The organism is Bacillus cereus group sp. MYBK30-2 (genome assembly GCF_051915945.1).
Classification (GTDB): Bacteria; Bacillota; Bacilli; order Bacillales; family Bacillaceae_G; genus Bacillus_A; species Bacillus_A paramycoides.
In genome coordinates this window covers 1,543,032-1,557,983 of sequence record NZ_JBQAFR010000001.1, presented here as the reverse complement: position 1 = coordinate 1,557,983, position 14,952 = coordinate 1,543,032, and the positions used below count along the sequence as shown (strand labels likewise).

Genomic DNA, 14,952 nt, shown 5'->3' with positions numbered 1-14,952 from the left:
CTACCTCCTTTCACTTATATTTTCGGCTAAAAATGGATGATATAAACATTATTTCTAAGAAAAGAGAAAAATATGTCATAATAGAGAAAAGGATAGACTTTGATGAGAGTGTATGACTCATTAAGGTGATGTAAAGGAGAGGAATATGAAAAATAATAAAAAAGGATTATGGGGAATTATCGTCGCAATAGGGTTATTTTTACTATCAAAGTTAAAATGGATATTTGCGATTTTTAAGCTAGCAAAATTTTCAACCGTATTTAGTATGTTCTTATCACTTGGTGCATACGCAGTTATATATGGTTGGAAGTTTGGAGTAGCGCTCGTTTATTTGTTGTTTGTTCATGAGATGGGGCATTTATGGGCAGCGAGAAGAAAAGGAATCCCTACATCACCAGCGATCTTCATTCCATTTATGGGAGCTCTTATTGGGATGAAAGAGATGCCGAAAAATGCAAAAGATGAAGCTTATATTGCATATATGGGACCTCTTTTCGGATTGCTTTCATTTTTACCGGCCATTCCACTTTATATGGTAACGAAAGAGCCGTTTTGGGCGCTAATTATTTTACTTGGAAGTATGATTAATTTCTTTAACTTAATTCCAGTTTCCCCATTAGATGGCGGACGAATTATTTCAGTTGTAAGTACGAAAATTTGGGGAGCAGGGCTTGTTTTACTACTCGGCTATTCTATTTACTTCAAAAGTATTTTGGGGGGATTTATTTTTATTATCGGCTGTATGGAACTATATAGAGTAATAAAGAGAGATGAGCCGATTAAGGAATTAGGATATAAAATAGATGGAATGAAGGAATATGTTGCTAGGCTTGAAGAGGAACTAAAGGAAACTGGTGCGGTACATCGAACGATTTATATGATTCACCATGAGATGAATGTATTAAGACAAAGAGAGAAAGAATTAAAAACGGGAGAATTTCAAAAAATCGAAGTGTTAGAGTACCTTTTACCAAAGTTTGAGCCACTTGATTATGTCCCATATGAAGATGAAAAAGATGAGTATACAATTCGTATAAGAGAAGCATTTGAAGTGTCGGAAAGAAAATTAAATGAATGGGAAATAGAAAAGAGACAACAAGAAAATTATTATAAAGTCGATACGAAAACGAAATGGACAGTATTTGCTTGTTATATCGGATTAATGGCTATACTTGGTTATACAGCTTATGAAGGGTATGTTGTTTTACAAGAGCACTTGCCAAGGAGAAGTGTGTAGAAAATAGTGTCGAAATGATAGGAAGAATTTATAAAGGAATGTGCATTGTTCATATATTTTTCACAAAAACACCATGTTAATAGTGATTAAAATCACAATATGTATTATACAATTCAGTTAAACTAAAAACAGTTAAGGAAATAGAGGAGTGGGATACAATGTTAAGTGCAAAAACAATTGAAATCGTAAAGTCAACAGTACCATTATTACAAGAAAAAGGCGTTGAAATTACAACGAGATTTTATCAAATTTTATTCTCGGAACATCCGGAGTTATTAAATATTTTCAACCATACAAATCAGAAAAAGGGAAGACAACAACAAGCGTTGGCAAATGCTGTTTATGCAGCTGCGATGTACATTGATAATTTAGAAGCTATTATTCCAGTTGTAAAACAAATCGGTCATAAACATAGAAGTTTAGGCATTAAAGCGGAGCATTATCCGATTGTAGGTACATGCTTACTACAAGCGATTAAAGAGGTTGCAGGCGCGCCAGACGAAGTTTTAAATGCATGGGGAGAAGCATATGGTGTCATCGCTGACGCATTCATTAGCATTGAAGCTGGGATGTATGAAGAAGCTGCACATAAAGAAGGTGGATGGAAAGATTTCCGCAACTTTGTGATTGTTAACAAAGTGAAGGAAAGCGATGTTATTACGTCATTTTATTTAAAACCTGAAGATGGAGGGAAAGTTTCTTCATTCATCCCAGGACAATATGTAACGATTCAAATAAATATTAAAGGTGAAACATATACACATAATCGTCAATATAGCTTGTCTGACGCTCCTGGAAAAGAATATTATCGTATTAGTGTAAAGAAAGAAAAAGGTGTAGATACACCAGACGGTAAAGTATCTAATTACTTACATGATCATGTAGGAGAAGGGGATATTTTACCAGTAAGTGCACCAGCGGGAGATTTCGTATTAAATATGGATTCAACTTTACCTGTTGTACTAATTAGTGGTGGAGTAGGTATTACACCGATGATGAGTATGTTAAATACGTTAATTGAACAAGATTCAAAACGTAAAGTATGTTTTGTTCATGCAGCGATAAATAGTAACACACATGCAATGAAAGAACACGTTAAGGCAGTAGACAATGAATACGAACAAGTTAAAGCATATACTTGCTATTCTGCACCAACTGAAAAAGATTTGGAAATGAAGAACTTTGATAAAGAAGGCTTCATTGAAGGTGAATGGTTACAAACTATTATTCCAACAACAGAAGCAGAATTTTATTTCTGTGGTCCAGTGCCATTCATGAAACATATTAATGCTGTATTAATCGAGTTAGGCGTTAAACCAGAGAACATTCATTATGAATTTTTCGGTCCAGCAGCAAGCTTACAATAGGTGAAATTTGAACAAACAAAAAACGAGGCGTTACTTTGCCTCGTTTTTTGTTTGTTCTCTTAATAATCGATTTACTGTTTCACGGCGTATTCCTATTAGTTGACCAATTTCAGTTTGCGTTAATATTTCATATATAGGAATGTCACCTAAATATAGTGTGAACCACTCTTGTAAACGATGAAGACGTTCTTTCGGAGAGACGGTTGTCAATTGATCAATACGTTGTTGCATCATTCTTAATTTTGATTGCAATTGCATAGCGATGTCAGCATAGGATTCAGGATTCGCCTGAAGTTTATCGTACCATTCACCACTAATAATAGGTTCAACTTCTGTTTTTATTAAAGCGATAGCTGTACCGTGATATTCCTTCGGTGAAATTAAAGAATGGTGAGGTATCGTTTCACCCGGAACGATAATGTTGAACAAAAATGGTGTTCCGTCTTCTTGTAACCTTACCACTTTTAATAAACCTGTTTTTATAAAATATAAAGGACCGTCCTCGTCTTGACGGAATAGTACATCTCCTTTGTGTAAAATCAATGTTAGCCCCCCATTTAAACATTTCTATATCTTCTATTTTAGCGTATATGTATAAAGACAATATGCTTTTTAAACAGCAATTTCATTGACGAAATGTATGCTATTACAGTAGTATACTATTTAGTGTGTAATAGTACTAGCAATGAATACGCTGTAGGGGGTTTAGTATATTGTTAGATGCGATGAAGATGACGGATATGAAAATTCCGGCGAATGCTATCATTCATGTAGAAGAGATGAAAGGTGGAGTCGTTTTATCCGTTGAAATAGACGGCCAAATTATTTATACGATGGCTTATGATGAAGAAACAGATAGTTATGCTGAATTATATGATCGAAACGATAAGAGGGCGTGCCAAGTACATGAAGACTTTATGGGATGGTCACTTCTTCACTAAAAAGGTGTCAATATGACATCTTTTTTTATTGAATCGATAGAATATACAAAGAAATGAAATATAAGGATAAAATTTGTAATAAATGATTTTGCATTGTTAGCACTTTGTAACTGTAAGAAAGCTATTTTTTCGCTATCATAAAGGTAACAGTCACAGTTATAGGAGTGGTCAACTTGAAGAAAGTACATATTTCAAACTTTATGCTATTATGTGTTTGTTTATTTTTATTTGTTCTCCTAGGAACATTTTTATATTCATGTGTATAAGAAAAAACGCATTCTAGAAAGAACGCGTTATAAGAGTGAAGTAATGATTAATCTAGTGCCAAGAATCATTAATGTGATACGCAATAAAATAATTACTGCATTACCGCTCAATTTTGTATTAATATAAGCCCCGATTTTTCCGCCAATCCATGCGCCAGGAATAAGAATTAATGCATAAATCCAGCTGACATTTCCAAGAGAGATGTGAGTTAAAGAACTTACAATTGCTGATAGAAATACGATAAACATTGAAGTTGCTACAGCAATGTGTGCTGGGAAAGCGAAAAGGAGCATCATCGCTGGAACAAGTAAGGCGCCACCACCGATTCCGAATAAACCTGATATAAATCCAACTATAAAGGCAATAAAGATAGCGAGAAATGGTGGGAATTGATAGTGTACAGTATTTCCTTCGTTATCTGTAAAAGATCGCTTAATTACAGTCATATTTGATAGGGAAAGAGGTTTCAATCTGTCTCGTAGCATAAGAAGAATGGAGACGAATATAAGGAAAATCCCAAAGTATAAAGAAAATGTATCTTGGTTTAAAAATTTGTTCGCCCATGATCCGATAATACCACCAGGGCCACTCCCGATAAATAAAATAAGTCCACTTTTATAATCTACCCGTTTATGTTTCATATAAGTAAGGGTAGAAGACAGCCCTGTAAAAACGACTGTTACCATAGAAGTTCCCACTGCGAGTTGTGGTGATAAACTGTGCAATCCAATTAATAACGGAACGATAATAATTCCGCCCCCAAGTCCGACTAGGCTCCCGACTGTCCCCGCGATTAATCCGATGAAAAGTAACATGATGTATTCCAAAATTGCCAACTCCTCTATATAACTTATCCAACAATCATTATACACGCTTTTTAATAAGAAATAGGATTGTTCACAAAAAAGTCGCCTTCCTAGAAAAATAAGGAAGACGACTTTTGATTAAAAGATTAAGTGTAATAAGTAGTAAAATAACGCAGCTAAAGAAGCTGAAATAGGAAGTGTAATCACCCAAGTAATTAACATGCGTTTTGCAGTTCCCCATTTTACACCTTTCACACGATGAGAAGCACCAACCCCTAAAATAGAAGAAGAGATAACGTGCGTAGTACTAACCGGTAAGTGAATGAATGTTGCACCGAAAATAACAAGTGATGATGATAAATCAGCAGCTACACCATTTACAGGACGAATTTTCATAATTTGTCCACCGACAGTTTTAATAATTTTCCATCCACCGACAGAAGTACCGAGCCCCATTGCAATTGCACAACATAATTGTACCCAGAACGGGATGTCGCTAGAAGTATGATAGTTATTGGCCATAAGAGCCATCGTAATGATTCCCATTGCTTTTTGTGCATCATTCGTACCGTGTGTATAGGCTTGTAATGCTGCAGTGAAGATCTGGAATATACGGAAGTTTTTGTTCGTTTTCGTTAAGTTAAAGTTTTTAAAGACCACTTTAAAAATACTGTATACGATATAACCAATAACAAAAGCGATAATCGGTGAAATGATTAAAGCTTCAAGAATTTTTATGAACCCTTTAAAGTTTAATGAGCTAAAACCAGCAGCAGCAATTGCAGCACCAGCGATTGCTCCAATGATTGCATGCGAAGAACTACTTGGAATACCGTAGTACCAAGTAATCAAATTCCAAGCTATTGCTGCAAGCAAAGCAGCTAAAATTACAAGGGAACCATTTGGCAAGGCAAATGGGTCAACGATATCTTTTGTAATAGTTTTTGCTACACCTGTAAATGTCATTGCACCTAAAAAGTTCATAATAGCTGCCATAATAATTGCATGTCTAGGCTTTAGAGCTTTCGTTGAAACAGCCGTTGCAATAGCGTTTGCTGTATCGTGAAATCCATTGATAAAGTCAAAAGCTAAAGCGCAAATGACTACTAAAACGGTCAGTATCAAGAGTGTATCCATGATCAAACTCCTTACGCGTTCTTCATAATAATTGTTTCTAATACGTTTGCAACGCTTTGACAGCTATCAGCCACTTCTTCAAGCTCTTCGTAAATCTCTTTAAATTGAATAATCTTGATCGGATCTTTTTCACGAGAGAATAAGTGCTTAATCGCATGACGGCGAATATCATCACATTGTGACTCGTAATCCTTAATTTTAATCGCATTTGTACGAATGTCGACTAATTTTTTGTTAGACAGAAGTTCAACAGAGTTTGCAATCTCAATCGCACATTGATTAATTGCTTCAACGAATTTAATCATGTATTCATCAGCTTCTGTAATAGAATACATTTCGAATAGACCAGCACTGTGATCTAATCCGTCTAATACATCATCCATACTCATTGCAAGCTGTAGGATGTCCTCACGTTCAATAGGAGTAATAAACGCTTTGTTTAGCTCCATAATGATTTCGTGAATAAATGAGTCACCTTTTGACTCATACTCTTTCATGCGCATAGAAAATTCTTTTAAATCGCTAGCATTTTTAATTTTATACTCCACGAAAAACTGCGCGCCTTCTTTTAAATTTTCGGAAACATTCATTAGCATTTCAGAAAATTTATCTTTTTTTGATTTAAAGACCATTATTGTTACCCCCACAAAAGTAATATATGTAAAATATATTGGCTAGTCAATTCTAACAAAAAACTGTCGTTTTTTAAAACATTTTATCGAAAAGTTTACAAAAACTTAACATAACTCACATTGTTGTATTAATAATATTAATACTTAATAATGAATATCTTACTTGTAGAATGTCCTTTTCTTGCAAAAAGTATGAATGTTAAAGAAAAGCTTTACACTATAGGAACGACTACGTTATTATAATAAATTTAAAAGGAGGTATATTCTTCCTTTTAAAAAGAAGAGTGTAAACAAATGAAGGAAGTGAACGAATGAAATTGAAGAACACTCACTTTAAAAAAATGCTTGAATGGTTCAACAAGAGGAAGAAACTGCGCAATTCATTAATTGTATTGGGGAGTTTACTCGTTACTCTATTTGTTGCTGTGAATATAATAATTTCCATTCAAGACATATCTGAATTAAAACAAGCTGTTCCACAACCGACTTTAATTTACGATGCCAATAATGAAGTTGCAACCAAATTAGCTTCTTCTAAAACAGAAGGAGTTAAAAGGAAAGATATTCCTGACATCATGGTTCAGGCAATTGTTGCAGTAGAGGATAAGGAATTTTTTAGTCATCATGGCATTTATTATAGTGGAATTATTAGTGCGGTTTTCAAAAATATTACAGCGGGTGAGGTTGTAGCGGGGGGAAGTACAATTACGCAACAACTTGCGAAAAATGTATTTTTAACGCAAGACCGTACATTCTCACGTAAAATTAAAGAATATTTTTTAACTAAAAAAATTGAACGTACTTATACGAAAGATGAAATTATTGAAATGTACATGAATCAAATTTATTTTGGCGAAGGTGCTTGGGGTATAAAAAGAGCAGCTAAATCTTATTTTGATAAAGAGGTAAAAGACTTAACAATATCAGAAGCTGCAACGATTGCGGGATTAATTAAAGCGCCGTCTGCGTATTCACCTTATAAAAACTTTAATAAATCAATTGAAAGACGTAATGTCGTATTAAGTTTAATGAAAGAGCAAGGATATATTTCTGAAGAACAGTATAGTAAGGAGAAAGAAGCAGGTCTAGTATTAAAGCGTGGTGTAGATGATAAATATAAGGGGAAATATTCTCAATATGTAGACTATATTGTTAGAGAAGCGATGGACAAGTACGAATTGACACAAAATGAAATTTTAGCAGGTGGTTATCGTATTTATACAGAGCTTGACCCGAAAAAACAACAAGCTGTAGAAGATGTTGTGGATAATGATAACTATTTTAAAGATAGTGGATCAGACCAGCTTATGCAAACTGGAGTCGTCCTTATGAATCCAAAAACAGGCGGTGTTCCAGCTTTAGTTGGGGGCAGAGGTCCTTATCAATTTTTACAGTTTAATCATGCGACGCAATTAAAAAGGCAACCAGGATCAACATTAAAGCCTCTTGCTGTGTATGTACCAGCCTTAGAGGAAGGATATGAAGTATACGATGTATTAAAAGATGAACCGTTTAATATTAAAGAATATAAACCACAAAATAGTGATCATACTTTTCACGGTAATGTGACCATGTATGAAGCGGTAGCAAAATCGTATAACGTTTCAGCTGTTTGGCTGTTAGAGCAAATCGGATTAGATAAAGGATTAAAATCTTTAGAGCGCTTTGGTATTCCATTAGAGCCTGAAGACCGTACGTATCCGATCGCTTTAGGAGGTATGCATATGGGGACTTCTCCATTTGTCATGGCTCAAGCGTATAGTACATTTGCAAACGATGGTGTCCAAATAGAAGCCCATGCGATTAGAGAGATACAAAATGCTGAAGGTGAAACAATTGGGAAATGGTATAAGAAAGAAACACGTGTGACGAGCGAGAAAGTTGCTCAAAAGATGACATACTTATTAAAAGGTGTTGTCGAAAAAGGAACAGGTGAAAAAGCGAAAGTTAATAATATTGATACAGCCGGAAAAACAGGAACTACTCAGCTTGTAAATGGACCAAGTGCTGGTGCAAAGGATTCATGGTTTGTTGGATATACACCGGATTTAGTAGGCGCGATTTGGGTAGGGTATGATAAAACTGATAGTGAGCATTATGTGCCAGGGGGCAGCCAAATTACAACGACAATGTTCCGGGATATTATGAAAAAAGCGAACGGAAACCCTGCTCAAAAAGCATTTCAGTTATCGTTAATATCTGAGGCGGACTATACAAAACAATTAAAAACGATTGAGGAAGAAAAGCGAAGAAAAGAAGAGGAACAACAAAGAAAAGAACAGAAACAAGAGTGGATTGATAAAGTGAAAGAGTGGATTCCATCATTTTGGTAAAAGAAAGAGGCGAATAACGAGATTCGCCTCTTTTTTGTGGTAAAAGCCCGGTTGGTTAATCATCAGTAGGGGATGGGGAAAATCCCTACTGATTAAAATTCCACTTTATTTGTTGAGCGCAACATTGGTACTGCCGAAGGATTGAGAATCATACGTGACAGTTATTATTCCTTTACTAATGGGTTCATATGGTAATTCTTCTTCGTAACTTCCAGTATTTTTATTATGGATAGAAAGTGTTATTTCATCAACGTCTTTATTTTTATATTGATCTTTAATCGTTTCGGCAATTTGAAGTAGGTGTTCATAACTAGAAGCCTCTGTAATAAGCATTCCTTTTATAACCTTTTTTTCATTCTGTGTGGAAGAGGAATAAGGAACGTTGTTTTGTTTTGTATACAGAAGTTCGTATGGAACTGTTTTGCTATCTGCTTTTGATATAGCTGAATATTTTAGAGTTGAAAAAAATCCTATGCATAAAATTATGCATATCATAAGAGCAATCCAAAAACGTGTCAGTGATATAACTCTCATTTTCATCCCTCTTTCATATCTTTGTCTTCATTATTTATCATACAAAATGAGGATTAAGCTAGAGTAAATTTGAGGTAAAGAAACGTAAAGAAAGAGCACTTATCCTCCAAAATAAGTGCTCCTTTTTATTAAAAGAGAGATTTAACTTACAATCAAAATAATACAGATTACTATAAATCAACTATGCTTGGTTTTTCAAAAACAAGGTTAAAAGCTAAAAGTTAGTAAATTCGGAAGACAGAAAGTATAGCTGTTGTTTCCCCTGTGTTAGGAATAGAAATAGTATTTACTGTAGGCAGTAAGACTCCGATTGGTGAGGGCTAATAATCAATGGGGGATGAACCCTCCCATTGATTAAAGGTTCACTTTATCGAAACTTCAATTATCTCTTTTTGGCAATAATGGAATGGATATAGTAAAAGTTGTACCACTTTGATCACTAGAAACTTTTAATGTGCCATTATGGTTTTGAATAATTTTCTTCGTTACTGATAATCCGAGTCCGGTTCCTGAATCCTTTGTAGAGAAGAATGGATCAAATATATATTCTTGAATAGCTGGAGGAATACCGGTTCCGTTATCTTTGAAAGTAATACGAACAAAATTATCTAAGCGATAACTAGTGATTTGAATAGAAAGAGGCTTTTCACCTTGAGCATCGACAGCATTTTGAAATAAGTTTAAAAAAACTTGTACGAGTTCATGACGATCAATATTGACGAGTACATCATCTAATTCGGTAGAAAAATTGTAATCAATAGAAATGTTGTGTAAAAAAACTTCACTAGCGAGTAGTTGTTGAATATACTCGCGTAAAAATGTATTGATGGGAAAAGGCTCTCTAGTAAATTCACGCGTTTTTGAAATAGCTAAAAATTTTGTAATAATGCTATTTGCACGATCTAATTCAGGGATGAGTAGACTTTTAAACAACTCTTTATTGGATGGAGAAACGCTCTCTTGTAAAAATTGCAAGTATCCACGTACCGTTGTAAGGGGATTTCGTACTTCATGTGCAATCCCAGCTGCAATTCGTCCAGCTAAGGAAAACTTTTCGGCATCCCGTTCTGTATTTAAATAATGGAATACACTAATGACTCTGAAAATATCTCCATTATAATCGCGAATAATGCGGTTATTTACGATACCATAATTTTTGTCTAAAACTTCTTCATTATATATTTCAGTTCCCGTTTTTAACGTTTCAATAGCTTTAATTTTTTCCTCAGGTAAGTTTAATAATTGTTGAATTGGTTTTCCAATTATAGAATTTCGTACTACACCAAAATCATCTGCTGCAGCTTGGTTACATAATGTAATGTTACCTTTACTATCAATAAAAGTGACGTGATGCGAAAAAGCATCGAAAATATGAACAAAATGTTTTTCGAGTTGTTCAAATAAGAACAATGAATCGCAAGTAAGATGAAATTTAGGCTCTTTATCTTCTTTTTGTATGTGCTGAATAGAATGAGACGTTCTCGTTTTTTTTATTTGTAAACCAATATGTGGATTTTTATATGTGAAATGATGTGGTAATTGATTCACAAGCTCTTCATAAAACCGTACTTTATTTTCTAATTCTTTTATTCGATTTTCATGAGATAAAATAGTGTCGTCTTGAAGCATAAATAAATAACTCCTCAATTTAAAAATTCTTCCATCTAGTATATCATATTTTTATACGGATACTCTTAAAGAAAGAGCTACTTTATGAAATTGGTCGGATAGGGTTTTGGTGAAGTAAATAGAATGAGCTTAAGATGAAGTTGGGAAGGGAGGAATTTGTTTGCTTTACATTGGAGTGACGGGATGGGGAGATCACGATTCTTTATATATTAATCCCTATGAAAATAGAAATAAATTGCGAACTTATAGTGGGAATTTTCCAATCGTGGAAGTGGATAGCTCATTTTATGCGATACAACCTGCACGAAATTATACAAAATGGGCGATGGAAACGCCAAAAGATTTTTCTTTTATAGTAAAAGCTTATCAAGGGATGACAGGACATATGAAAGGTGAAATTCCTTTTTCTACGTTTGAAGAGATGTTTGATGTTTATAAACAATCGATTTTGCCGTTAAAAGATGCAAATAAATTAAAAATGATTTTATTCCAATATCCGCCATGGTTTGATTGTAAAAAGAAAAATGTAGATTTACTTCGATATACGAAAGAAAAAATGGAAGGCTTCCCGTGTGCAATAGAGTTTCGAAATCAAACATGGTTTTATCCGGAAATGAGAGATAAGACGTTACAGTTTTTAGAACGGGAAAAATGGATTCATACAATTTGTGACGAACCACAGGCGGGAATAGGATCAGTGCCACTCATATTAGAAGCAACGAACTCAGATATGGCATTAATACGTTTTCATGGCCGGAATGTTCATGGTTGGCTTGACAAAGGAGAAAATTGGAGAGCAGTTCGTTGTTTGTATCGCTACAATAATAATGAGTTGGAAGAATGGGTAGAACGATTAGAACAATTGAAAAAAAAGGCTAAGGACATATACGTATTGTTTAACAATAATTCGGGTGGGGATGCGGCAGACAATGCGAAACAGTTGATGGAAATGGTAAGTATTACATATGGTGAGCCAAAACCAGAGCAATTAAATTTATTTGAATAAATTCAAACAAGAAAAGCACTGTACAAACAGGGGGAATGTACAGTGCTTTTCTATATGAAAAAGAGGGGTAACAATGTTACTGAGCGTTTGGTTGATTCATCAATTGTTGGCTTCGTAATAAATGATAATGGTTATCATTATCATAGTCAATAGTTTTTCGAAAAATAAATAAAAAACTTTTAATATTTATTTTTTGAAAATAAAAAAGAACAGCGATTAATGCTGTTCTTTTCCATTGACGAATTGTTGTAAATCAAAAGGAGTTATCGCTTGGATAAATTCCTTTGAGATAAGTGTTTGAACAAGAGTGCTTTCAGAAATTGTAGCACCTGTTTTCTTTTGATAAGCTTTCTTTAATAAATCAAGTTTTTCAGCCGTTTCTTTCGGTAATTCAATTGTTAATGTGTTCATAATTTCTCCCCCTTACTATTAGAGTACCACTACAGTATAGGAGAGACAAGAAAAGAGAGTATGAAACATAAAAAAGGTTACCAAATCTATAAATGGTAACCTTTTTTATGTATAAGAGTTATTAAGCAATACCGATATACTTTAAAGTTTTTGATGGAGTACTGTGATCAAAGAAGTGTTGTAAAAATGCAATATCAACACCTGATTTGTATGCACAATAGCCCCAAGTTTTTCGAAGTGTATGTGAGCTAATCCCTTCTAATCCAACTTCTTTTGCAGCTTTGTTTAAAATGTACCATGCATGTTGTCTCGTAATAGACTTTGTTCCTTTTTGAGACTTTAATAATGGTTCATTGCGTTTCCAAGTTTTACGTTCTTTCATGTAGTCTTCGATTGCGTGCTGTAAGTCTTCATTTACAGCAAACCATTTATGTTTTTTTACTTTTTCATTGTAAAATAAAATGGAATGGCGAACATTTTCATTTTCATCGATTACATCACTGACTTTTAATTGTAAGATTTCACTTACTTTTAAGCCAGAATTTACAGCTAATACGAATAATAAGCCATCACGTTTCGAAGATTGTAAAAGTATATTTTTGATAGTTTCTAATTGTTTTTCGTTTTGAATAGGTTGTCCTGCTTGTTTCATTTCACGCACTCTCCTCTTTTATGTGTGTAAAGGAAAGGATTAACTTGTTTCTTACTATAAAGGGAGAGTGTGAATTTCATGTGAACTCCTAGTGAAATTAAGACAAATTATTTGACTTCTTTTACTTTTTGTAAATTAAAATAAAATAAAACGCTATTAGTAGTATTATACACACCGTATTCGGCGTGATGGAGATCTAAAATGTTTTTCACAATAGATAACCCAAGGCCGGTACCTCCAGTATGACGGCTACGAGAAGCGTCTAAACGGTAGAAGCGATCCCAAATCTTTTCAAGGCTTTCTTCTGGAATAGGATTACCTGTGTTTTCGATTTCAATTTTCACTTTATCTTCCGTTTCTACAACAGAGACGTGTATTTTTTCTCCATCTGGAGTATATCGAATTGCATTACTAAGTAAGTTCACAACTACCTGCTCAATACGACTACGATTCGCTTTAACAAATAGAGAAGCGTCGGCATGGACGTCCACTTGCAAATGTTTTTCCTCCATGCTAAATGATAATTTTGCATAGACTTGTTGAATTAATTCGCCGATCGAGAACGTCGACATGTCTAGTTTGTACGTACCTGATTCTAGTTTTGCTAATTCTAACATTTCTACAATAAGCCTATTCATATTTTCTGTTTCTTCCAAAATAACATCTGTGTAATATGTCGTATCTTTACTTACGCCATCTTTAATACCTTCAGCGAAGCTACGAATAACACTGAGTGGTGTTTTTAATTCATGAGACACACCAGAAATGAATTCTTTTCTCGTTTTTTCCAATTGGCGTTCGCGTTCAATATCTTGTTGTAATTTTGTATTTGCAACATTTAATCGATCAATTCGGTCTTTTAAGTTTACAGAAAGTGTATTAATACTACTTGATAATCCACCAATTTCGTCGTCTGCTGCAACAGGTAATTTCTCGCTAAAATCAAAATTAGCCATTTTTTTTGTGACACGATTTATCTTAATTAATGGTTTAACAATGATTTTTGAGTAGTAAAAGGATAACAAAATAATAACGAGAAACACAATAATTAAGGCATAGACGTAATAATCTTTTAAAACAAGCATTGCTTCATTAACAGGTTGTAAAGAGGCGATTGCAAAAGCGTATTCTTTAATTTTACCGTTTTCCATAATAGGTTTTACAAAGATACTATTTTTTATATTTTCTCCACTATCTAATATATACGTGTTTAGTTGATTTGAATTAGAGGTACCTTGTCTGATAGTGTTTGCAAAATAATCAACAGCTTGTAATGTTTCAATATCATTTGCAAGACGAACCTCAGCTTTGGAAGGGAGATGCAATTTAGATATCACACCAGTAAAACTGATCTGAGACATAGTTTTATATCGATTTGTAAGTCTATTTTTAGATGGATTACCACTAATTGATTGAAAATCCGAATTGAGATTTTCATTTCGCCATCGATTGTAATTAATTGTCAGTTCTATTGGTGTTATTATATTACCTTGTATGAATCCCTCTACGTGAATTATTCCATCTTTTTTTAAACCTAAGTTTTCGAATTTATTATATTCTTCTGGTGTTAAAAGATTATTAAGTGGGATGGAATAGGTTTGATTGTTGTCAGGGTTAGCCACATCAATGTAGTAATTGTTTTCACTTTTAATAATTCCATTAGAATCTAAAAATTGCATTTCAGCATTTGTTTTATCATGAAATTCTTGTTTTAATTTTCTAGTTTCTTCAAAGCTTTGGTCGCTTTTTTCGTAATTATCTACGAACTTTTCAAAAGCGGTTTGAACCGTTTTTACTTTTTTATTGATATAAAACTTCTCTAAAAATAGAGATTGTCCAAGGAAAAAAAGGAGAAATATGATTGTAAATAATGTTGATGTTAATAAAAATAGTTTAAAGACGATGCTTCTGTTTTTCACTGTTTCACCTCGTATGAAAATACTGTAATATAAATGATTTCTTAATTATAACAAACGTTACAAAAAAGTAGAGGGGGAAAT

General features: G+C 33.8%; 14 protein-coding genes. 5 read left to right on the top strand and 9 right to left on the bottom strand.

Annotation, left to right across the window (positions count from 1 at the left end; all coding sequences use genetic code 11):
• Positions 1-145 precede the first annotated feature (145 nt).
• Positions 146-1,237, top strand: coding sequence for a site-2 protease family protein (locus tag ACTFQM_RS08175; RefSeq protein ID WP_048370496.1), 1,092 nt, complete (start codon positions 146-148; stop codon positions 1,235-1,237).
• A 158-nt stretch (positions 1,238-1,395) separates the two neighbouring features.
• A complete protein-coding gene (gene hmpA, locus ACTFQM_RS08170) occupies positions 1,396-2,604 on the top strand; it encodes an NO-inducible flavohemoprotein (RefSeq protein ID WP_440034009.1) in 1,209 nt (402 codons plus the stop codon).
• Positions 2,605-2,634: 30 nt separating this feature from the next.
• Here hmpA and ACTFQM_RS08165 read toward each other — a convergent pair whose 3' ends face one another.
• On the bottom strand, positions 2,635-3,147 hold the full coding sequence (locus ACTFQM_RS08165; RefSeq protein WP_440034008.1) for a Crp/Fnr family transcriptional regulator: 513 nt from the start codon (positions 3,145-3,147) through the stop codon (positions 2,635-2,637).
• 170 nt (positions 3,148-3,317) lie between these two features.
• On the opposite strand from ACTFQM_RS08165, the gene ACTFQM_RS08160 reads away from it, so the two are divergent.
• Positions 3,318-3,545, top strand: a complete 228-nt coding sequence (locus ACTFQM_RS08160; RefSeq protein WP_002171100.1) for a hypothetical protein — start codon at positions 3,318-3,320, stop codon at positions 3,543-3,545.
• A gap of 293 nt (positions 3,546-3,838) precedes the next feature.
• On the opposite strand, the gene ACTFQM_RS08155 is transcribed toward ACTFQM_RS08160, so the two are convergent.
• The 3 genes from ACTFQM_RS08155 to ACTFQM_RS08145 form a co-directional block, all read right to left on the bottom strand.
• The gene (locus tag ACTFQM_RS08155; protein WP_440034007.1) at positions 3,839-4,639 is read right to left on the bottom strand and encodes a sulfite exporter TauE/SafE family protein; all 801 of its coding nucleotides are present in this window, start codon (positions 4,637-4,639) and stop codon (positions 3,839-3,841) included.
• A 117-nt stretch (positions 4,640-4,756) separates the two neighbouring features.
• Complete coding sequence (locus tag ACTFQM_RS08150) at positions 4,757-5,755, bottom strand: inorganic phosphate transporter (protein WP_048370490.1); 999 nt, start codon at positions 5,753-5,755, stop codon at positions 4,757-4,759.
• Positions 5,756-5,766: 11 nt separating this feature from the next.
• On the bottom strand, positions 5,767-6,387 hold the full coding sequence (locus ACTFQM_RS08145; protein ID WP_025147269.1) for a DUF47 domain-containing protein: 621 nt from the start codon (positions 6,385-6,387) through the stop codon (positions 5,767-5,769).
• A 311-nt stretch (positions 6,388-6,698) separates the two neighbouring features.
• Between ACTFQM_RS08145 and ACTFQM_RS08140 the strand changes: the two genes are divergently transcribed.
• Positions 6,699-8,720, top strand: coding sequence for a transglycosylase domain-containing protein (locus ACTFQM_RS08140; protein ID WP_440034005.1), 2,022 nt, complete (start codon positions 6,699-6,701; stop codon positions 8,718-8,720).
• A 105-nt stretch (positions 8,721-8,825) separates the two neighbouring features.
• Here ACTFQM_RS08140 and ACTFQM_RS08135 read toward each other — a convergent pair whose 3' ends face one another.
• Positions 8,826-9,254, bottom strand: coding sequence for a hypothetical protein (locus tag ACTFQM_RS08135; RefSeq protein WP_025147267.1), 429 nt, complete (start codon positions 9,252-9,254; stop codon positions 8,826-8,828).
• A gap of 378 nt (positions 9,255-9,632) precedes the next feature.
• Entirely contained in the window at positions 9,633-10,883 is a 1,251-nt protein-coding gene (locus ACTFQM_RS08130) for an ATP-binding protein (RefSeq protein ID WP_440034004.1), read from the bottom strand.
• Positions 10,884-11,043: 160 nt separating this feature from the next.
• Between ACTFQM_RS08130 and ACTFQM_RS08125 the strand changes: the two genes are divergently transcribed.
• A complete protein-coding gene (locus tag ACTFQM_RS08125; protein ID WP_002171107.1) occupies positions 11,044-11,889 on the top strand; it encodes a DUF72 domain-containing protein in 846 nt (281 codons plus the stop codon).
• A gap of 216 nt (positions 11,890-12,105) precedes the next feature.
• On the opposite strand, the gene ACTFQM_RS08120 is transcribed toward ACTFQM_RS08125, so the two are convergent.
• From ACTFQM_RS08120 to ACTFQM_RS08110, 3 genes are all read right to left on the bottom strand, one after another.
• A complete protein-coding gene (locus ACTFQM_RS08120) occupies positions 12,106-12,300 on the bottom strand; it encodes a DUF3924 domain-containing protein (RefSeq protein WP_002171109.1) in 195 nt (64 codons plus the stop codon).
• 121 nt (positions 12,301-12,421) lie between these two features.
• Positions 12,422-12,952 carry a tyrosine-type recombinase/integrase gene (locus ACTFQM_RS08115; RefSeq protein WP_000806236.1) on the bottom strand — a complete coding sequence of 177 codons (531 nt, stop codon included), beginning with the start codon at positions 12,950-12,952 and terminating at the stop codon, positions 12,422-12,424.
• 107 nt (positions 12,953-13,059) lie between these two features.
• Positions 13,060-14,871: an ATP-binding protein gene (locus tag ACTFQM_RS08110; RefSeq protein WP_440034003.1), complete on the bottom strand. Its 1,812-nt coding sequence runs from the start codon at positions 14,869-14,871 to the stop codon at positions 13,060-13,062.
• Between the last annotated feature and the right edge of the window lie 81 nt (positions 14,872-14,952).